The 18,466-nt window shown below is 70.7% G+C and carries 18 protein-coding genes and 1 riboswitch; of the genes, 7 read left to right on the forward strand and 11 right to left on the reverse strand.

Features of this window, described 5'->3' with window-relative positions; translation table 11 throughout:
• Positions 1 to 10: 10 nt before the first annotated feature.
• Both BLW76_RS43330 and BLW76_RS43335 read right to left on the reverse strand, forming a co-directional pair.
• Positions 11 to 652, reverse strand: a complete 642-nt coding sequence (locus tag BLW76_RS43330) for an NAD(P)-dependent oxidoreductase (protein ID WP_091318088.1) — start codon at positions 650 to 652, stop codon at positions 11 to 13.
• Positions 653 to 752: 100 nt separating this feature from the next.
• Positions 753 to 1,847, reverse strand: coding sequence for a hypothetical protein (locus BLW76_RS43335; protein WP_091318089.1), 1,095 nt, complete (start codon positions 1,845 to 1,847; stop codon positions 753 to 755).
• 352 nt (positions 1,848 to 2,199) lie between these two features.
• On the opposite strand from BLW76_RS43335, the gene BLW76_RS43340 reads away from it, so the two are divergent.
• From BLW76_RS43340 to BLW76_RS43355, 4 genes are all read left to right on the forward strand, one after another.
• Positions 2,200 to 2,799, forward strand: a complete 600-nt coding sequence (locus BLW76_RS43340; RefSeq protein WP_091318091.1) for a 50S ribosomal protein L25/general stress protein Ctc — start codon at positions 2,200 to 2,202, stop codon at positions 2,797 to 2,799.
• A gap of 9 nt (positions 2,800 to 2,808) precedes the next feature.
• Entirely contained in the window at positions 2,809 to 3,402 is a 594-nt protein-coding gene (pth, locus tag BLW76_RS43345; RefSeq protein ID WP_091318092.1) for an aminoacyl-tRNA hydrolase, read from the forward strand.
• Between the two features lie 21 nt (positions 3,403 to 3,423).
• Positions 3,424 to 3,744 carry a DivIVA domain-containing protein gene (locus BLW76_RS50610; protein WP_091318094.1) on the forward strand — a complete coding sequence of 107 codons (321 nt, stop codon included), beginning with the start codon at positions 3,424 to 3,426 and terminating at the stop codon, positions 3,742 to 3,744.
• Positions 3,745 to 3,917: 173 nt separating this feature from the next.
• On the forward strand, positions 3,918 to 4,274 hold the full coding sequence (locus BLW76_RS43355) for a DivIVA domain-containing protein (protein ID WP_091318095.1): 357 nt from the start codon (positions 3,918 to 3,920) through the stop codon (positions 4,272 to 4,274).
• A gap of 63 nt (positions 4,275 to 4,337) precedes the next feature.
• On the opposite strand, the gene BLW76_RS43360 is transcribed toward BLW76_RS43355, so the two are convergent.
• The 9 genes from BLW76_RS43360 to metG form a co-directional block, all read right to left on the reverse strand.
• Positions 4,338 to 6,026: a fatty acyl-AMP ligase gene (locus BLW76_RS43360; protein WP_091318097.1), complete on the reverse strand. Its 1,689-nt coding sequence runs from the start codon at positions 6,024 to 6,026 to the stop codon at positions 4,338 to 4,340.
• 25 nt (positions 6,027 to 6,051) lie between these two features.
• On the reverse strand, positions 6,052 to 7,815 hold the full coding sequence (locus tag BLW76_RS43365; protein WP_091318099.1) for an ABC-F family ATP-binding cassette domain-containing protein: 1,764 nt from the start codon (positions 7,813 to 7,815) through the stop codon (positions 6,052 to 6,054).
• A gap of 4 nt (positions 7,816 to 7,819) precedes the next feature.
• Positions 7,820 to 8,227, reverse strand: a complete 408-nt coding sequence (locus BLW76_RS43370; RefSeq protein ID WP_091318101.1) for an ASCH domain-containing protein — start codon at positions 8,225 to 8,227, stop codon at positions 7,820 to 7,822.
• Positions 8,224 to 9,186, reverse strand: coding sequence for a 4-(cytidine 5'-diphospho)-2-C-methyl-D-erythritol kinase (locus tag BLW76_RS43375; RefSeq protein WP_091318103.1), 963 nt, complete (start codon positions 9,184 to 9,186; stop codon positions 8,224 to 8,226). The genes BLW76_RS43370 and BLW76_RS43375 overlap by 4 nt, the downstream gene beginning before the upstream one ends.
• A gap of 131 nt (positions 9,187 to 9,317) precedes the next feature.
• Positions 9,318 to 10,331 (reverse strand): methionine ABC transporter ATP-binding protein, encoded by a 1,014-nt coding sequence (locus tag BLW76_RS43380; protein ID WP_091318104.1) that lies wholly within the window; start codon positions 10,329 to 10,331, stop codon positions 9,318 to 9,320.
• Between the two features lie 209 nt (positions 10,332 to 10,540).
• Positions 10,541 to 10,631, reverse strand: a riboswitch (SAM riboswitch).
• A gap of 125 nt (positions 10,632 to 10,756) precedes the next feature.
• Positions 10,757 to 11,593, reverse strand: coding sequence for a 16S rRNA (adenine(1518)-N(6)/adenine(1519)-N(6))-dimethyltransferase RsmA (gene rsmA, locus BLW76_RS43385; RefSeq protein WP_091318106.1), 837 nt, complete (start codon positions 11,591 to 11,593; stop codon positions 10,757 to 10,759).
• Positions 11,594 to 11,677: 84 nt separating this feature from the next.
• A complete protein-coding gene (locus BLW76_RS43390; RefSeq protein WP_091318108.1) occupies positions 11,678 to 13,102 on the reverse strand; it encodes a resuscitation-promoting factor in 1,425 nt (474 codons plus the stop codon).
• Positions 13,103 to 13,311: 209 nt separating this feature from the next.
• Positions 13,312 to 14,148 (reverse strand): TatD family hydrolase, encoded by an 837-nt coding sequence (locus tag BLW76_RS43395; RefSeq protein WP_091318109.1) that lies wholly within the window; start codon positions 14,146 to 14,148, stop codon positions 13,312 to 13,314.
• A gap of 9 nt (positions 14,149 to 14,157) precedes the next feature.
• Positions 14,158 to 15,954: a methionine--tRNA ligase gene (metG, locus tag BLW76_RS43400; protein ID WP_208613496.1), complete on the reverse strand. Its 1,797-nt coding sequence runs from the start codon at positions 15,952 to 15,954 to the stop codon at positions 14,158 to 14,160.
• A 52-nt stretch (positions 15,955 to 16,006) separates the two neighbouring features.
• Between metG and BLW76_RS43405 the strand changes: the two genes are divergently transcribed.
• From BLW76_RS43405 to BLW76_RS43415, 3 genes are all read left to right on the forward strand, one after another.
• Positions 16,007 to 16,594 (forward strand): PadR family transcriptional regulator, encoded by a 588-nt coding sequence (locus tag BLW76_RS43405; RefSeq protein WP_091318112.1) that lies wholly within the window; start codon positions 16,007 to 16,009, stop codon positions 16,592 to 16,594.
• A gap of 96 nt (positions 16,595 to 16,690) precedes the next feature.
• On the forward strand, positions 16,691 to 17,668 hold the full coding sequence (locus BLW76_RS43410; RefSeq protein ID WP_091318114.1) for an ATP-binding cassette domain-containing protein: 978 nt from the start codon (positions 16,691 to 16,693) through the stop codon (positions 17,666 to 17,668).
• Positions 17,658 to 18,422, forward strand: coding sequence for an ABC transporter permease (locus BLW76_RS43415; RefSeq protein WP_091318115.1), 765 nt, complete (start codon positions 17,658 to 17,660; stop codon positions 18,420 to 18,422). Before BLW76_RS43410 ends, BLW76_RS43415 begins: the two co-directional genes overlap by 11 nt.
• The last annotated feature ends 44 nt before the right edge of the window (positions 18,423 to 18,466 follow it).

Here is an 18,466-nt window from a genome sequence, read left to right on the forward strand (position 1 = left end):
GCCCGCGGCCTCAGTAAGCGACCGTGAAGCGCGCGCGGCGGTGCTTGGCCTGCTCGATCTCGTCGACGTAGGCGATCGCGAAGTCGTCCCCACCGATGTGGGACTTGCCGTTCTCGTCGGTCAGCAGGACGTCGCCGCCGATGCGGAACTCACCCTTGCGCTCACCCGGGGTCCAGGCGCCGAACTCGGCCGCGGGGCTCACGTAGAACCAGTCGAGGCTTTCGGGCTGCTCGCGCAGCAGGCCCAGCACCTCGGCGTGGTTGCCGGCCTCGGCCTTGTACTCGTCGGGGAACTCCGGGGTGTCGAACAGCCGCGGGCCGCCCTCGGCCACGTGCAGGCTGGCCGCGCCGCCGACGAACGACAGGCGGACGCCGTTCTCGCTCGCGATGCGGGCCAGGGCAGGCACCGCGTCGATCAGCTTCCTGCCCTCGATCTCGCGGGCCGGGGTGGCCACCACGATCACGTCCGCGTCCTTCGCGACCTGCGCGACGAAGTCCTCGTCGTGCAGCGAGCCCTGCAGGGCTTCGACGCCTTCGGGGACCGAACCCGCGTGGCGCGCGACGCCGACGACCTCGTGCCCGCGCCGCAGCGCCTCGGCGCCGATCCTGCCTCCGGCGTACCCCGTCGCCCCGAAAACCACCAGCTTGGCCATTTGGATCTCCTCGTTCGTCATCGGCCGGTCACGGCCGATGCTAGGAACGGAAGATCACCTACTTCAACGGAAGCAACACACCCGGGGGTAGGTGTCCAGGTCAGCCGCCGAGGCCCGCGAACTCCGCGGCCACCTTCTGCTTGACCGCGTTGACGTCGAGGCCCGCGCGGACCTCCGCCGTCGCGTTCGGCTTCGACAGCACCTGGTAGCTGGCCGTGCGGTTGGGCAGCTTGAACTTCACCGCGCAGGACAGCTGGATCGTCTTGTACGGCTCCGCGTCGCCGGCCGCCGTGCACGTCTGGGCGCCCAGCGACTCGGCGCTGACCTCCACCGTCAGGGTGATGTGGACGACGCTCTTCTCGCCCGACGCCGGCGTGCCGACCACGCTGTTGGAGACGTCGACCGTCGTGGTGCAGGAGCCGACGAAGTCCTTGCAGTCGAGCTTGTCGTTCGTGACGACGGCGCTGGCCTGCACCAGCCCTTCGAACGGCTGCCCCAGCCCGGCGATCGCGGCGTCGAGGTCCGTGTGGAACGTCTTGACCGCGTCGCCGGTGAGCGCGGTGACGGCGAACTCGGCGCCGTACTCGGGGCCCTTCTGCGGGTCGAGCAGCGCCGGGGCGAAGCTGACGACGCGGTTCGGCTTGGCCGTGGTGACGCGCAGGACGCTCGGCGCGGCGCCGAGCTGGTAGACCTCGGTGCCGTCCGGCAGCTTCGCCTTCACCGGGTCGCCCATCCGGTCGAGCCCGGCCAGCGCCTTGCGCAGCCCTTCGGCGAGCGCCGGCGGGGCGAACCGGGCCGCCGGGTCGAAGGGCAGCTCGGTGCCGAGCGATCGCACCCAGCTCGTGCCGAACTGCGTGCCTTCGTCGATGGCGTGCGCCTTCCAGTAGTCGGCGTCGGCCTGCAGGTAGAACTGGCTCGCGGCGGCCGTCACCTGCACGAACCGGCCGTCCAGCGGCAGGCCGCCGAGTGCGTAGCCGCCGCGGGTGATCCGGAACTGCTGCTCGGCGCCCTTGACCGTGGCCTTCAGCGCCACCGCGGGCGCCTGGCCCAGCGCGGTGAGGGCCGCGTCGACCGCGGTGCGCTGCGCCGCGCGCCGCTCGGCCACCGCCTGGTCGGCCGCGGAGACACCGGCGGTGCCGGCGACCGCCACCTGGCAGCCGGCCAGCAACCCGCCCAGCAGCAGCACCGCTGCCACCTTGCTCCACCGAGCCCGCATTTTCCGCCCCCTGCTCTCCCGCTACCGAGCACACCTCGGCCGGCGTCGACCCGCCACCGGATTTGTGTCGTCACGTACCGGGTTCCAGGAGGGTTCTAGCCTGGGCCGGGCACCCGCCGCAACCCACCGTGATGAGGTTGGTTTACACTCTTGAGGTTGTCTCGGCGAGGCGGGGCCCTTCTGGGGTGCCCGGCGTGATCGACGCGGCGGCTCGAGTAGCCCCCGTCGTCGTGCACGCCCGGAAACTCGCCGCCGAAACTTCCTTGAACAGAACACACATCGGCTTCCCCCGCCGCAGCATGCTGTCTTTGATTTGAAGGAGTGCCACACCGTGTCCGAGGTACGTCTGTCCGTCGAGCCGCGCACCGAGTTCGGCAAGGGCGCCGCGCGCCGCACGCGTCGCGCCGGCAAGATCCCCGCCGTCCTCTACGGCCACGGGGCGGACCCGCGGCACTTCGCGCTGCCGGCCATCGAGTTCGCCCGCGTCGTCCGCGAGAACGGCTCGAACGCCGTCATCACCCTGGACCTGGAGGGCGCCAGCGAGCTGGCCCTGACCAAGACCATCGTGGTGCACCCGCTGAAGAACTACATCGAGCACGTCGACCTGCTGGTCGTCAAGCGCGGCGAGAAGGTCACCGTCGACGTCCCCGTCGTCGTCACCGGCAACCCCGGCCCGGGCGGCCTGGTCAACCAGGACGTCGACACCCTGCAGGTCGAGGTCGAGGCGCTGCACATCCCGGAGCAGGTCGAGGTCTCGATCGAGGGCCTCGAGGTCGGCACCCAGATCCTCGCCGGCCAGATCCAGCTGCCGCAGGGCGCCACCCTGGTCACCGACCCGGAGTCGCTCGTCGTGGCCGTCAACGAGCCGCAGCGTGAAGAGACCGGCGACGAGGCCGAGGCGGGCGAAGAGTCGGCCGAGTCGGCCGAATAACATCGCTGCATGACCGAAGATGTGCCCGGGGCCGGCGAGCTGATTCTGCTCGCCGGCCTCGGCAATCCCGGACCCCAGTACGCCGGGAACCGACACAATGTCGGGTTCATGGTGCTGGACGAGCTCGCCGCCCGCATCGGCGGCAAGTTCAAGACGCACAAGACCGGCGGCGAGGTCCTCGAGGGCCGGCTGGCCGGCCGCCGCGTGGTGCTGGTGAAGCCGCGTTCGTACATGAACCTCTCCGGCGGGCCGGTGGTCGGCGCGGCGCGGTTCTACAAGGTCGAGCCGTCCGGCATCGTGGTGGTGCACGACGAGCTCGACGTCGATTTCGGCGCGTTGAAGCTGAAGCTGGGTGGCGGCGACAACGGGCACAACGGACTCCGCTCGATCACGAAATCACTGGGGACCCGCGACTACTACCGGGTGCGGTTCGGCATCGGCCGCCCGCCCGGCCGCCAGGACCCGGCGGACTTCGTGCTGAAGGACTTTTCGACGGTCGAGCGCAAGGAACTCCCGCTGGAGGTGGACCGGTGCGCGGACGCGACCGAAGCGCTGATCGGCACCGGCCTCGCGGCCGCGCAGAACGCCTTCCACGCGGGCTGACATGGGTGGCAAGGTGAAGCCATGACCCCCGACGAAGTCCGGGCGATCGCTTTCGGCAAACCCCGGTTCGGCCGGCGCGGCTACAACGAGGACGAGGTGGACGCGTTCCTCGACCTCATCGCCGAGGCACTGGCCGGCCGCAACATCCTGACGCCGGACGACATCCACTACGTCGAGTTCACGATCATGCCGGTCGGCATGCGCAGCTACGACCAGGCCCAGGTCGACCTGTTCCTCGACGAAGCCGAGGCGGCACTGGTGGAACTGCGCAACCCGAAGCCGGTCGTCGTCGAGGAACCGCCGCGGCCGCAGGGCCCCCGGAAGTGGTTCGGGCGCAGCTGACGAGCCTGTGAGCCCGGCCACACAGCGTTCGGTAGCGCAAACTCACCCGAAGGCGGGCGCGCGGTTGCCCGTCGGGGTGAGGTTGCGGGCAGGCTCTTCCGGGGGAGCCTGTCAACGGGTTAGGACGGTGTACGGGAGTTTCGCACCCGCCTACCCCGGAATCGGAGAGTTCCATGTCGTTCACCGCCGAAGACCTCGCCGTGGTCACCTTCGGTAACGCCCCGATCGGCCGCCGTGGTTACGCGAAGCACGAGGTCGACGCGTTCGTCCGGCGGATCGCCAAGACGCTCGCCGACGAGGACGACCTGACCGCCGCCGAAGTGCACCACGTGATGTTCGCGAAGCCGCTGATCGGCAAGCGCGGCTACGACGAGCGCGAGGTCGACGAGTTCCTCGACGCGGTGGAAGACCAGCTCGCCGCCCGCACCGGCCAGGCCCCCGACCTCCCGGGCGCCCGCAGTTCTTCGGAAGCCACCGCCGAGCGCGCCACCCCGCCGACGCTCCGCGCGGTCCGCGTCCAGCAGCGCTGAAGGGGCACTTTCACGTGAAAGTGCCCGCCTCCCAGCTGGGGCACTTTCACGTGAAAGTGCCCGTCAGGCGTCCGCGTTCTTCCTGATCCTGTCCGCGAACTGCTGGGCCGTCGCCGCGCGCTTGACCTTGCCCGACGGCGTCTTCGGCAGGCTGCCCGCCGGGAGCACCACGACCGCGTACGGCCGCATGTCGACGGCGTCGCGGACCCGCGCCGACACCTGCTTCATCAGGTTCTTCTCGGCTTCGGCGTCGCCCGCCAGCTTCGACTCCACGACGACCGCGAACCGCTCGCGGCGGCTGCCCGCGTCCAGCCGGACGGCCACCGCGTTGCCCGCGCGCACTCCCTCGACCGAGGTCGCCGCGCGTTCGATGTCCGTCGGGTACAGGTTGCGGCCGCCCATGATGATGACGTCCTTGCGGCGGCCGCAGATGACGATCTGGCCGTCGACCAGGTAGCCGAGGTCGCCGGTGTTGAGCCAGCCGTTCTCGTCCTGGGTCGCGAGCGGGCCGTCCATCGTCAGGTAGCCGGGTGTCACGGCCTCGCCGCGCAGCCGGATCTCGCCCACCTCGCGCTCGCCGACACGCACACCCGCGTCGTTGACGATCTCCGCTTCGAGCCCGTCGAGGGGACGGCCGAGCAGCGCGAACGAGCGGACGCTGTCGGTGCCGCGCCGCGGGTCGCCCGCCGGCACCGGCACCGCGCGGTTGTCCGCCTCGAGCGCGTCGGCTTCGACCACGTCGAGGGTCAGGCCGGTGAACAGCGGCGCGAACGACACCGCGAGCGTCGCTTCGGCCATGCCGTACGCCGGGAAGACGCACTCGGCGGGCATCTTGAACCGGGCGCCGGCGTCCACAAAGGTCTGGACGGCGGCCTCGTCGACGGGCTCGGCGCCGTTCAGCGCGATGCGCAGCTTCGAGAGGTCGTAGGCGGTGTCGTCGTCGACGCGGGCCATCCGGCGCCCGACGATCGCGTACGCGAAGTTCGGCGCCGCCGTCGTCGTGCCGTGGTACTTCGTGATCAGTTCCGGCCAGATCAACGGCCCGGAGAGGAACTCGACCGGCGTGATCTTGACCAGTTCGACGCCGAAGGTCATCGGCACGGTCAGGAAGCCGACCATCCCCATGTCGTGGAAGGTCGGCAGCCAGGACACCATCACGTCGACGTCGAAGTCGAACTCCGCGCGGTCGACCATGGCCTTGACGTTGGAGTACAGGTTGCCGTAGGTGATCCGCACGGCCTTGGGGTCGGCGGTGGACCCGCTGGTGAGCTGCAGCAGCGCGGTGTCGCCCTCGTCGGTGGTGACGACGTCGGCGAGCGGCTCGGCTCCGGCCAGCTCGGTGATGAGCTTGAACCCGATGCCCTTTTGTTCGAGCACGGGCGCGAGCTGGTCGAACGGCTCGCCCAGCAGCACCAGGTCGGAGCCGATCATCCCGAGCACCCGCACGGTGTCCTCGGCCCACTCGGCGAGATCGGTGCGCGGCGTCGGCTGGTGCAGCATGGTGACGCTGCCGCCGGCCAGCCAGACGGCCTGCACGGTGGGCGCGATCAGCACCGGCGCGGCGGCCAGCACCGCCACGGCACCCCCGCGCTCGAACCCGCCGGCCACCAGGCCGCCGGCAATCCGCCGCGCCTCGGCGTGCACCTCGGCCCAGGTCCGCCGGACCGGCTCCTTCGGCTCCCCGGTGACCATGCCCCGCTGCTGTCCCCGCTCCGTCGCGGTGGCGACGAGCGTGTCCACGAACCTGCTCATGGTGCAGACATTACTGGGAGCTGTGTCACTCCAGCAGTTCGGACGTCTCCAGCCAGCGCGCCTCGACGTCCTCGATCTCGCCCTGCACACCCTTCAGCTCGGCGTTGAGCTCCATCAGCTTCGCCGGGTCCGTCGCGGCCGCCAGCAACGACGCGTGGAGCTTCTCCTCCTTGGCGTGCAGCTGGTCGAGCTTGCGCTCCAGCCTGCCCAGTTCCTTCTGGGCCGCGCGCAGGTCCGCCGCCGACTTCTTCGCCTCGACCTTCTCCACCGAAGGCGCCGCACCGGAAACCGGCTGGGCCGCGGCGCGGCGGTTCAGGTACTCCTCGATGCCGCCCGGGAGGTGGGTGATGCGGCCGTCGCCGAAGAGGGCGACGATCGTGTCGCAGACGCGCTCCACCAGGTAGCGGTCGTGGGACACCACGACCATCGTGCCCGGCCAGCCGTCGAGGAGGTCTTCCAGCTGCTGCAGCGTGTCGATGTCCAGGTCGTTCGTCGGCTCGTCGAGCAGCAGCACGTTCGGCTCGGCCATCAGCAGCCGGCACAGCTGCAGCCGGCGCCGCTCGCCGCCCGAGAGGTCCGCGACCGGCGTCCACTGGCGGGCCGCCGGGAAGCCGAGCTTCTCGCCCAGCTGGGACGCCGTCATCTCCTGCTTGCCGAACACCACGCGGCCGGCCACCTGCTCGATCGCCTGCAGCACGCGCAGGTCGCCGGGCAGGTCGTCGAGCTCCTGGCGCAGGTGCGCGAGCGCGACCGTCTTGCCCTCGATCCGGCGGCCGGTCGTGCCCTCGACGTCGCCGCCGAGCAGCTTCAGCAGCGAAGTCTTGCCCGAACCGTTGACGCCGACCAGGCCGATCCGGTCACCGGGGCCGATCCGCCAGGTGACGTGGTCGAGCAGCTTCCGCTCGCCCACCTGGTACGTCGTGTCCTCCAGCTCCAGCACGGTCTTGCCGAGCCGCCGCTTCGCGAACGCCTGCAGCTCGACGGAGTCACGCGGCGGCGGGACGTCGGCGATCAGCGCTTCGGCCGCCTCCACGCGGTAACGCGGCTTCGACGAGCGCGCCTGCGGGCCGCGGCGCAGCCACGCCAGCTCCTTGCGGGCCAGGTTCTGCCGCTTCTCCTCGGCCGTCGCGGCCAGCCGCGCGCGCTCGGCGCGGGCGAAGATCCAGTCGGCGTAACCACCTTCGTACTGCTCGACGCGGCCGTTCGCGACCTCCCACGTCAGCGTCGCGACGGTGTCGAGGAACCACCGGTCGTGCGTGACGACCACGACGGCGACCTTCCGGGCCAGCAGGTGGTCGGCCAGCCAGCGGACACCTTCGACGTCGAGGTGGTTGGTCGGCTCGTCGAGGACGATCAGGTCGAGCTCGCCGGTGAGCGCGGCGGCCAGCGAGACCCGGCGCCGCTCGCCGCCGGACAGGTTCGCCGTCGGCGTGTCCAGGCCGATCGCCGTGATACCCAAGCCGTCCACAATGGACCGGACGCGGGCGTCGGCGGCCCATTCGTGCTCGGCGCCGTAGCGTTCGAGCACGACGTCGCCGACCGTGCTGCCGTCCGGGAGTTCCGTGCGCTGGGTGACCACGGCCATCCGCAGGTCGCGCACGTGGCTCACCCGTCCGGAGTCCGGTTCGGACAGTCCGGAAAGGACTTCCAGCAGGGTGGTCTTGCCGCCCCCGTTGAGGCCGACGACGCCGACGCGCTGCCCGGCCGCGATGCCGAGGGAAACGCCGTCCAAGAGCGGGCGAACCCCGTAGGACTTGCTCACCGCCTCCAGGTTGACCAGGTTGGCCATCCGCTCAGCCGATCCTTTCCACAATGATAAAACGGGTCGCCACGACCAGTGTCGTGTCGTCCACGGTGAACTCCGGATCTTCCATGGCCGCGCGCATTTCGGCGCCCTGCCAGTAGTCCGTGTGGTCGGCGCGCCATTCGGCGACGCTGGTGAAGCCCTCGCCCTCGTCGAGCGCGTGCTGGAGGTCCACTTCGGACAGTGGAAGGATGCGGACCTCGGTGGTCTCGAGCACCGCGACCCCCTCACCTGCCGAGTCGATCATCAACTCGCGCTCGCCGACGACGGGCAGCTCTTCGCCGTACTTCTCGTACTCGGCGACCAGGCCGGTGGTCGACGTCTTCTCCCCGCGCAGGACCGCCGCCACCAGCTTGTCGCGCAGCGGGCCCGGGAACGCGAACTCGGCGTGCTTCATGCGTGCACCCGCGGCGGCGCCGGCCGCGGCGCGTCGTCGCCGCCGACGACCCGGGCGCCGGGGACCGGACCGTGGGCCACGCGGACCGTGCGGCACACACCCGCGCCCGACAGCTCGGCCGCGACCTCCACCGCCGACTGTGCGTCTTCGCAGAGGAACGCGCACGTCGGGCCGGAACCGGACACCGTGCCGGCGAGCGCGCCCGCGTTGACGCCCGCGCGGAGCGTGCGGCGCAGGTCGGGCCGCAGCGAGACCGCCGCCGCCTGGAGGTCGTTGCCCAGCAGGAGGGCCAGCTGGCGCGGGTCGCCCGAGGCCAGCGCCTCCACGACCGGCGTGTGCGAGCCGATGCGGGGCGGGTTGCCCGCCGCGCGCAGGCGGTCGAGCTCGCCGAACACCTTCGGCGTCGACAGCCCTTCGGCGGCGAAGGCCAGCACCCAGTGGAACGTGTGCCGTGACAGCACCGGGACCAGCTGCTCGCCGCGGCCGGTGCCCAGCGCGGTGCCGCCGTAGAGCGCGAACGGGACGTCGCTGCCCAGGCCGGCCGCGATCTCGGCCAGCTCGTCGCGGGTGACGTCGAGACCCCACAGCGACGCGAGCCCGACCAGCGTCGCCGCCGCGTCGGCGCTGCCGCCCGCCATGCCGCCGGCGACCGGGATGCCCTTGCGCAGCACCACCCGGACCTTCGGCTCTTCGGTGCGCCCGACGTGCGAGGCCAGCGCTTCGACCGCGCGCCAGGCCAGGTTTTCGGGGCCGGTCGGGACCGTGCCCTCCCCCTCGCCGTAGACCTCGATGCCGGGCTCTTCGGTGACCGCGACGGTCACCTCGTCGGTCAGCGACAGCGCCTGGAACACGGTGACCAGCTCGTGGTAACCGTCTTCGCGCAGGTCGTCGACCGAAAGGTGCAGGTTGACCTTGGCCGGGACCCGGACGGTGACTGGGGGCGGAACTACGGCGAGCACCCGACCAGCCTACGTGCCCGCCAATGCGCCCCAATGTGGCGTTGGTTGCGTCCAACGCACCGAACGCCACATTGGGTGCGTCTGACGCACCGAACGCCACATTGGGGCGCTTGGGGCCAGGCCAGGCCGGGTCAGGCAGCCGCCACGCCCTGCGGGCCGCGCGCGGTGTGCGTGACGTGGCCGCCGCGCTCGGCGACCCAGGCCAGCGCCGCGTCGGCGCGCTCGCCGCGGACACCCAGGCGGAAGCGGCCGACCGGCGTGTCGCCGATGCGGGTCAGGCCGCCGCCGATGGTGGCGAACTCGACGTCGAAGCGGCCGGCGGCCTCGGGCAGCAGCGCGCCCACCGAGGCGAAGCCGACCAGCACGACGTCGGCCGAGCGGTCGTAGCGCGCCACCTGCGCGCGGGTGGTCTCGATGGCGGGCAGCAGCGCCTGCGCGGTGCGGCTGGCCGGGTTCGAGATCAGGTCGAGCACCGTGCCGCGCTCGACGACCGTGCCGTCCTCCAGCACCGCGACGTCGTCGCAGACCCGGCGGACCACGCCCGCGTCCGGCGTCGTGACGACGACCGTGGTGCCCAGCTCGGAACGCGCCCGGTCGAGCACGGCGAGCACCGCGCCGGCCTCCTCCGGGTCGACACCCGCGGTCGGGTCGTCGGCCAGCAGCACGGCCGGTGCCGCCGCCAGCGCCTTCGCGACCGCGACGCGGCGGAGCTGGCCGGCGGACAGCTCATCGGGCCGCTGCGCGGCGCGCTGGGTCAGGCCGACGAGGTCGAGCAGCGAGCCGACCCGGCTGCGGCGCTGCGGGCCGTCGACGCCGAGTTGCTCCAGCGGGGAGGCGATGTTGCCGGCGATGGTGCGCTCGGCGATCAGCTCCGGCTTCGTCGAGACGACGCCGAGCTGACGGCGGATTTCGCGGAGGCGGCGGCCGTCGAGGGTGCCGGTGTTGAGGCCGTCGAGCCGGACGACGCCGCGGTCGGGGCGCTCCTGCAGCGCGATGCAGCGGGCGAGGACGGACTTGCCGGACCCGGCGGGACCGACCACGCCGAACAGCGAGCCGGCCTGGACCTCGACGCTCACGTCGTGCAGGGCGATGACGGAGTTTCCGTTGGTGGCAAAGGTTTTGGACAGGTTTTCGACGGTGATCACGAAGGCTCCAGAAAACGGGGTGCGCGCAGCGCGCGGCACCCGGCCGCAAGCGAGTTCCGTCCTGTTCGGACGGTGCATGAAGAAGAGGTGGACCGGCTAGGACGAGCTCAGTGGGAGCGTCGACATGCGGTCACGGAGCGGCGGCCTTCGTCGACAACGCGACGCCTGGTCAGGAGCAGGGGGCGGGCTACCCTCTTCATCGAAAACGGCCTCCATCGGTCCTGGCGGTAGCACCTGCCCTGTGGAGGGTGGTTGCTGCGACTTCGGCGAGCCAGGTCTCTCAGTCGCTCGGGATGGACGTACTGAGTAAAACCGATCCCGAGGAGCGAACGCAAGCCTGTTGGCCCAGATCACACGAGTGGCGGTGTCCGAATGGCGGGATCACGGGCGGAGAGGGCGTATTTTCACGCTTCCACTGTGGATTGCTAACGGGCGGCGGCGATCCGGGCGAAGTCGTGCACGTTCAGCTGCTCACCACGGGTTCGGGGATCGATCCCGGCGGCCGTCAGGAGCTCGCCGGCGCGCTCGGCCGAGCCCGCCCAGCCCGCGAGCGCGGCCCGCAGCGTCTTCCTGCGTTGTGAGAAAGCGGCGTCGACCAGGCCGAAGAGCAGCTCCCGGTCTTCGGACGCCGTCGAGTCGCCGCGTTCGAACGCGACGAGCGCGGAATCGACGTTCGGCACCGGCCAGAACACCGAGCGTGGCACGGCGGCGACCTTGCGTGCGGTGCCGTACCAGGCGAGCTTGACGCTGGGCACGCCGTAGATCCGGCTGCCGGGGCCGGCGGCCATCCGGTCGGCCACCTCGGTCTGGACCATGACGAGGCCGGTCCGCAGCGACGGGATTTCGGCCAGCAGGTGCAGCACGACGGGCACGGCGACGTTGTAGGGCAGGTTGGCGACGAGAGCGGTCGGCTCGCCCAGTTCGGCGCGCGTGACGCGCAGGGCGTCGGCGCCGACGACGGTCAGCCGGTCCGCGGCTGCCGGGCCCCGCTCGGCGACCGTCTTGGGCAGCCGTTCGGCGAGCTTGGGGTCGATCTCGACGGCGACGACCCGCGCGCCCGTGTCGAGCAGCCCGAGCGTCAGCGACCCGAGCCCGGGCCCGACCTCGAGGACGACGTCGCCCTCGCCGACGTTCGCCAGCTCGACGATCCGCCGGACGGTGTTGGGATCGTGCACGAAGTTCTGCCCGAGCTTCTTGGTCGGCCGCACGTCGAGTTCGGCCGCCAGCCCGCGGATTTCGGCCGGTCCCAGCAGTTCAACCACCGGTGGAGCTTACCGATGCGGCATCCCGCACCCGCGAAACGGCCCCCACCTCGCGAAGAGGTGAGGGCCGGTTCGAAACCGCTGTCAGGCCTTCTTGCCGCAGACCGGCCAGGCGCTGTAGCCGCCGCGGGCGTCGCGGACCTTCTCCGCGATCGCGATCTGCTGGGCCTTGGTGGCCTGGCTGGGGAGTTCGGCGTACTGGTCGCCGCCGTAGGCGTCCCACGTGCGCTTGTCGAACTGGAGGCCGCCGTAGTAGCCGTTGCCCGTGTTGATGGACCAGTTGCCGCCCGACTCGCACTGCGCGATGCGGTCCCACGAGGACGAGTCGCCGATCGGCGGGTCGGCCGGCTTCTTGGTGCCGACGCGGGTGATCTTCGGCTTGGCCGGCGTGATGATCTTCTCGGAGATGCTCTCCCGGCCGACCTCTTTGCCGTTCTTCTGCGTGACCTTGTAGGTCACTTCCTTCTCGCCGGGCGTGCCGGGGTCGTCGACCTTGGTCTTGCCCTGCTCCAGGTCCGGGTCGTCGACGCGCTGCTCGGGCGGGTCGATCGTCTCCTTCTGGACGACCGTCGACACGCCGGTGCGGCTGATGTGCACCTCGGCGCCGTCGGTCAGCTTGACGTCCAGGCCACCCTCGGCGGCGTCCTCCGGGCCCAGGGTGAGCTTGTACTCGCCCAGGAACTCCTTCGTCGTGACCGCGGTGGTCTTCACCTGCTTCGGCGCGTTGCCGCCGTCGTACAGGGTGATGTTCTTCAGGGTCTTGATCTCGACGGTGGCGCCCTGCAGGGGCAGCTCGCCGTCCTTCGGCATGGACATCCACGTGCCGGGCTTGTCCATCTCGGCCATGCCGAGCTGGGTCAGCGCGTCGCCGAGGTGGGTCGCGCGGACCCAGGAGGTGCGCTCGGTGCCGTCGACGATCAGCTTCAGCTGACGGCCGCGCTCGAGCTTGATGACGCCGCCGTCGCCGACCTCCGCCTGCGGGGAGGGCGACAGGGAGTCGTGCTCGCCGACGGACAGGCCCGCGTCCTCGAGCACCTCGCCGACGGTGTCGCCGAAGGAGTGCACGGTCTGCTGGTGGCCGTCGACGTCGACGGTGATGCTCTTGTTCATCGCCAGCGCGGCCGCGCCGCCGCCGGCGACGCTGATCATGACGCTGAGGACGGCGCCCTTGAGGAACCGGCGCTTCCAGACCTTGGTCGTCTGGCGGAGGCCCTCGTCCAGAGCCGCACGACGCGCTTCGGGGGAAGCGGTGCGGTCCTCCTCGAGGCCGTCCGGGATGACGATCGGCGGCAGGTAGGTCGTCTCGGCGTTGATGAGGCGGATCAGTTCGTCGACGTCGACGTCGATCTCGGCCATCATCGCGTCGGCGTCGGGGCCGAGCGCGGCGAGGATGTCCTGCTGCGTGATGTTCGGGTCGTCGGAGAAGTCGAGCTGGCCGTATGCGGTGTCCTCGTAATGCCGATCGAGGACGGCCGCGGAGCGCGCTCCAGCCTGTCTGCTACCTGTCACCGGGGATCGTTCCCTTTCACGAGACGACGGTCGGGGGCGCCGCCTCTACGACTGGGCGTGACAATCGGCAACTGCTGAGTGCAGTACCGACCGGCACGATCACGGGACAGTAACGGGTCGAGGCGGGTTGCGCAAACACCCCCCGGAGTGTCGTGATCTGGGTCACTCCATCAGGTGGACGAGCCGGAAACCCTGTTGTCGCAATGCGTTCACCCCGATGTGACGCTGGGGAGTCGATAGATCCGCTCGGCGGTGGTCCGGACCGCCTCGGCGACTTCGTGGACAGCTTCGCCCCTGAGCGCCGCGAGGTGACGGACGGTGTAAGCGGCGCCGAACGGCTCGTTCGGCCGCCCACGGAACGGGTGGGGGGTCAGAAACGGCGCGTCGGTCTCGACGAGGTACTGCCCCGGCGGGCAGAGCCGGGCCGCCTCGTGGAGGCCCTTCGCGTTCTTGAACGTCACCGTGCCCGCGAAGGAAAGGACAAAGCCCGCGTCGACGCACTTGCGGGCCATTTCCGCGTCCCCGGAAAAACAATGGAAAATTACGGCATTCGGCGCACCCTCTTCGGCCAGGATGCGCAACACGTCGTCGTGGGCCTCGCGGTCGTGGATCATCAGCGGCTTGCCGAGCCGCTTCGCGAGGTCGATGTGCCAGCGGAACGCCTCCTGCTGGGCGTCGTGCGGCGAGTAGTCCCAGTAGTAGTCGAGGCCGGTTTCGCCGACGGCGACCACCCGCTCGTGCCCGGCCAGCCGCTCGATCTCGGCCTGCTCGGCCTCGCCGAACTCCTTGGTCCGGGTCGGGTGGATCGCGACGGCGGCCCAGACCCGGCGGTCCCAGGTGGCGGCCTCCGCGGCCCAGCGGGCCGAGGCGAGGTCGTCGGCGACCGTGACGACGCGCGCGACGCCGGCGCGCTCGGCGCGGTCGACCATGGCCGTGACATCGGCCGCGGTGACCGCGCCGCACGCGTCGAGATGGGTGTGCGCGTCCACCACCGACACCGGGAGCCTGTCCGGGACCGGCGGCAGCTCGCGCTTCTGATCACCCATGCGTCCTTCTTACTCCTTGATGATCGGCGCCCACTCCGGGCCGGTCTCGCCGAGCGCCGGGTCGAGCTTCGTGAACAGCGGCGACGGCTTGGCCAGGGGCTTGCCGACCTCGATCGGCGTCGACTCCCACTTCGCCTGCTCGGCCGCGTAGTCGCCGGTGAGGATCGGGTTGACCCGGCCGTCGATGTCGAGGTCCTCGACCTCCTTGAGCTCCGGCTGGGCGGCCCAGACGCCGGTGCCGCCGAGGGCCTCGTGCACCTTCTGGGCCGAGTGCGGCAGGAACGGCGTCAGCAGCGTGTTGGCGTCCGAGACGACCTGCAGCGCGGTGTGCAGCACGGTGTCGCGCCGCGTGGGGTCGTCCTTGAGCTTCCACGGCTCCTGGTCGGAGATGTACTTGTTCGCCGCGGTGACGACCTTCATCGCCTCGGCCGCCGCCAGCTTGAACCGGGACCGGGCCAGGTGCGCGCCCGCGGTGTCGAACGCCTTGCGCGACAACGCCTTCAGCTCTTCGTCGGCCGCGGTCGGGGCCTCCGGGCGCGGGATGGCGCCGACGTTCTTGTGCGCCATCGAGATGGACCGGTTGACCAGGTTGCCCCACTCGTTGGCCAGCTCGAAGTTGGTCCGGCGGACGAACTCGTCCCAGGTGAAGTCGGTGTCCTGGGTCTCCGGGCCGGCGACCGAGATGAAGTACCGCAGCGTGTCCGGGCCGAAATCGCGCAGGAAGTCCTCGACGTAGATCACGCGCCCGCGCGAGGTCGAGAACTTCGAGCCGCTCATGGTGAGGAACTCGCTGGAGACGATCTCGTCGGGCAGGTGCAGGCGGCCGTACGTGCCCGGCTCGCCACCCTTGTCGCCCTCGCCGTTGTGGCCGAACAGCAGCGCCGGCCAGATCTGGGCGTGGAAGGTGATGTTGTCCTTGCCCATGAAGTAGTAGGAGCGCGCGTCGGCGTTGTCCCACCACTCCCGCCACGCGTCCGGGTTGCCGGAGCGGCGGGCCCACTCGACGCTGGCCGAGAAGTACCCGATCACCGCGTCGAACCAGACGTAGAACCGCTTCAGCGGCTGGTCGCGCCAGCCGTCGAGGGGGATCTTGACGCCCCAGTCGAGGTCGCGGGTGATCGGCCGCGGCCGCATGTCGTCGATCAGGTTCTTGGTGAAGTTGAGGACGTTGGGGCGCCAGTCGGTCTTGGTGCCCAGCCAGTCACCCAGGGTCTTGGTGAACGCCGGCAGGTCGAGGAAGTAGTGCTCGGTCTCGACGAACTTCGGCGTCTCGCCGTTGATCCGCGACTTCGGGTTGATCAGCTCCGCGGCGTCGAGCTGGTTGCCGCAGTTGTCGCACTGGTCGCCGCGCGCGCCGTCGTACCCGCAGATCGGGCAGGTGCCCTCGACGTAGCGGTCGGGCAGCGTGCGGCCGGTGGACGGGCTGATCGCGCCGCGGGTGGTCTTCGGCACGACGTAGCCGTTGCGGTGCAGCGCCAGGAAGATCTGCTGCGTGACCTGGGCGTGGTTGCCGGTGGTGGTCCGCGTGAACAGGTCGTAGGACAGGCCGAGGCCCTGCAGGTCGGTGCCGATCTGGCGGGTGTACTTGTCCGCCGTCTCCTGCGGGGTCGAGTTCTCCTTGTCCGCCTGGACGGTGATCGGGGTGCCGTGCTCGTCGGTCCCGGACACCATGAGCACCCGGTTGCCGGCCATTCGCTGGTAGCGGGAGAAGACGTCGGACGGGACGCCGAATCCGGACACGTGGCCGATGTGGCGGGGGCCGTTGGCATAGGGCCAGGCCACCGCGGTCAACACAGGGGTGCTCATACCTTATTAGCCTACGGAGGGCGTCACGCGCGTATTCCAGAGGGAGGTCCGGTTGTCGGCGACACGGCTGCTCGTGCTCGGGGTGGTGCGCATGTACGGCCGCGCGCACGGCTACCAGGTGCGGCGTGAGCTGCTGACCTGGTCGGCGGACAAGTGGGCCAACGTCCAGCCGGGGTCGATCTACCACGCGCTGAAGAAGATGACGGCCGAGGACCTGCTGGAGCAGGTCGACGTCGAGCCGGGCGAGGGCGGCCCGGACCGCACCGCATACCGCATCACGCGAGAAGGCGACCAGGAGTTCCACCTGCTGCTGGCGAAGGCGCTGTCCGAGCCGACCGCCGCCGCGGCCGAGGTTGCCGCCGGCGTCTCGTTCCTGACCGCCCTGCCCCGCAAGCGCGCGATCAGCCTGCTCGAGCACCGGCTCGTCATCCTCGAGTCCGAGGAGCGGAGCGCGAGCCTGATGATCGAGGACACCGCGCACTGGGGGCAGGCCGAGCACGTCGCCGAGCTGTTCCGGCTGTGGTCGGCGCAGGCCCGCACCGGCCTGGAGTGGACCCGGGCGCTGATCGCGCGGCTGGCGGCCGGCGACTACGAGATGGCAGGCGACGCCGGCCGGGCGTTCGGCGATCCGCCTGCGTAATCAAATTTGACTAGTGGACGATGCGTCGGGCAAGGTGTCGGCTTCGACTAGTCAAGTTTGATTACCGGCTTTGACCACAATTGAGAGGGGTTCTCCATGATCACGGCACGCGGTCTCGAGCGGCGGTTCCGCCGCAAGGGCCGCACTGGGGGCGAAGTCCACGCGGTGCAGGGCGTCGACCTCGACGTCGACGCGGGCGAGCTGGTCGGCTTCCTCGGGCCCAACGGCGCCGGGAAGACGACCACGCTGCGCATGCTGACCACGCTGCTGCGGCCGACGGCGGGCACCGCGACCGTCGGCGGCTGCGACCTGCTCACCGACCCTCTTGGTGTGCGCAAGCGGATCGGCTACGTCGCCCAGGGTGGCGGCAGCGCGCCCGAAAGCAAGGTCGCCGACGAGCTGGAGCTGCAGGGCAGGCTCTACCGGATGAGCAAGGCCGACGCGATCGCGCGCGGCGCCGAGCTCGCCGAGCAGCTCGACCTGACCGGGCTGGACCAGCGGCTGACCAAGACGCTGTCGGGCGGGCAGCGGCGGCGGCTCGACATCGCGCTCGGGCTGATCCACTCGCCGGGCCTGGTGTTCCTCGACGAGCCGTCGACCGGCCTCGACCCGCAGAGCCGCGCCAACCTGTGGGACCACATCCGCCGGCTGCGCGCCGAGCAGGGCGTCACCGTGTTCCTGACGACCCACTACCTCGACGAGGCGGACGCGCTGTCCGACCGGCTGATCGTCATCGACGACGGCCGGATCGTCGCCGAAGGGACGCCGGACGCGCTGAAGGCGCGGGTCAACGGCGACCGCGTCGAGGTCGGCGTCGAACCTGGGCAGGCCACCGACGCCGCCGAGATCGCCGGGCGGCTGACCGGGGCGCAGGAGCTGTCCGTCGACGGCGGGGAGGTCCGGTTCCGGGTGCCGCGCGGCGACGTCGCGCTGCCGGAGCTGCTGCGCGCGCTGGACGCCAAGGGCATCGCGATGCTGTCGGTCCAGGTGCACCGGCCCACGCTCGACGACGTTTTCCTGACCCTGACCGGGCGATCGCTGCGGGAAGCGGAGGAGGCCGGCCGTGCTGCGTGACACCTGGCTGATCTTCCGCCGCGAAATGACGGCGGCGCTGCGCAACCCGACCTGGGTGCTGATCGGGATCATGCAGCCGCTGCTGTACCTGTTCCTGTTCGGGCCGCTGATGGTCAAGGCGATGCAGGGGCAGGGCCTGTCCGAAGTGGACGGCTGGATGCTGCTCACCCCGGCGCTCATCGCCCAGCTGGCCCTGTTCGGCAGCTCGTTCGTCGGCTTCGGCCTGCTGGCCGAGTACCGCTCCGGCGTCGTCGAGCGGTTCCGGGTGACGCCGGTCAGCCGGGTCGCGCTGCTGCTGGGCAAGGTGCTGGCCAACGCCCTGCAGGCGGTGGTCCAGGCGCTGCTGATCATCGCGCTGGCCTACCTGGCGTTCGACCTGGCCGCGCCGGTCGGCGGCGTGCTGCTGAGCCTGCTGATCGTGTTCCTGCTGGCGGTGTCGCTGGCGTCGTGCTCCTACGCGCTGGCGCTGACGCTCAAGAGCGAGGAGACGTTCCCGGCCCTGCTCAACGCGGTGCTCATCCCGCTGCTGCTGCTCTCCGGGATCCTGCTGCCGATCACGTCCGGTGTCGCCCCGGACTGGCTGTACACGGTTTCGCAGATCAACCCCTTCCGGCACGTGGTCGACGTCGAGCGGAACACCTTCCGCGGCGACTTCACGATGGACGCCCTGTTCACGGGCGGTGTCGTGGTGCTGGTGATGGCGGTGTTGTCCGTGTGGTGGGGCACCCGGACGTTCCAGAAGGAAAACGCCTGATCATCACGGTGTGTGTCACTGCGGGTCCGCCTCCGGCGACGTAT

This window comes from Amycolatopsis tolypomycina, assembly GCF_900105945.1.
GTDB lineage: Bacteria > Actinomycetota > Actinomycetes > Mycobacteriales > Pseudonocardiaceae > Amycolatopsis > Amycolatopsis tolypomycina.

Coding starts and splice junctions, on each gene's coding strand:
- BLW76_RS43355 (WP_091318095.1), top strand. CDS start 3,918: ATGTCGTTCACCGCCGAAGACCTCGCCGTGGTCACCTTCGGTAACGCC.
- metG (WP_208613496.1), bottom strand. CDS start 15,954: ATGAGCACCCCTGTGTTGACCGCGGTGGCCTGGCCCTATGCCAACGGC.
- BLW76_RS43370 (WP_091318101.1), bottom strand. CDS start 8,227: ATGAAGCACGCCGAGTTCGCGTTCCCGGGCCCGCTGCGCGACAAGCTG.
- BLW76_RS50610 (WP_091318094.1), top strand. CDS start 3,424: ATGACCCCCGACGAAGTCCGGGCGATCGCTTTCGGCAAACCCCGGTTC.
- BLW76_RS43365 (WP_091318099.1), bottom strand. CDS start 7,815: ATGGCCAACCTGGTCAACCTGGAGGCGGTGAGCAAGTCCTACGGGGTT.
- pth (WP_091318092.1), top strand. CDS start 2,809: ATGACCGAAGATGTGCCCGGGGCCGGCGAGCTGATTCTGCTCGCCGGC.
- BLW76_RS43330 (WP_091318088.1), bottom strand. CDS start 652: ATGGCCAAGCTGGTGGTTTTCGGGGCGACGGGGTACGCCGGAGGCAGG.
- BLW76_RS43395 (WP_091318109.1), bottom strand. CDS start 14,148: ATGGGTGATCAGAAGCGCGAGCTGCCGCCGGTCCCGGACAGGCTCCCG.
- BLW76_RS43410 (WP_091318114.1), top strand. CDS start 16,691: ATGATCACGGCACGCGGTCTCGAGCGGCGGTTCCGCCGCAAGGGCCGC.
- BLW76_RS43360 (WP_091318097.1), bottom strand. CDS start 6,026: ATGAGCAGGTTCGTGGACACGCTCGTCGCCACCGCGACGGAGCGGGGA.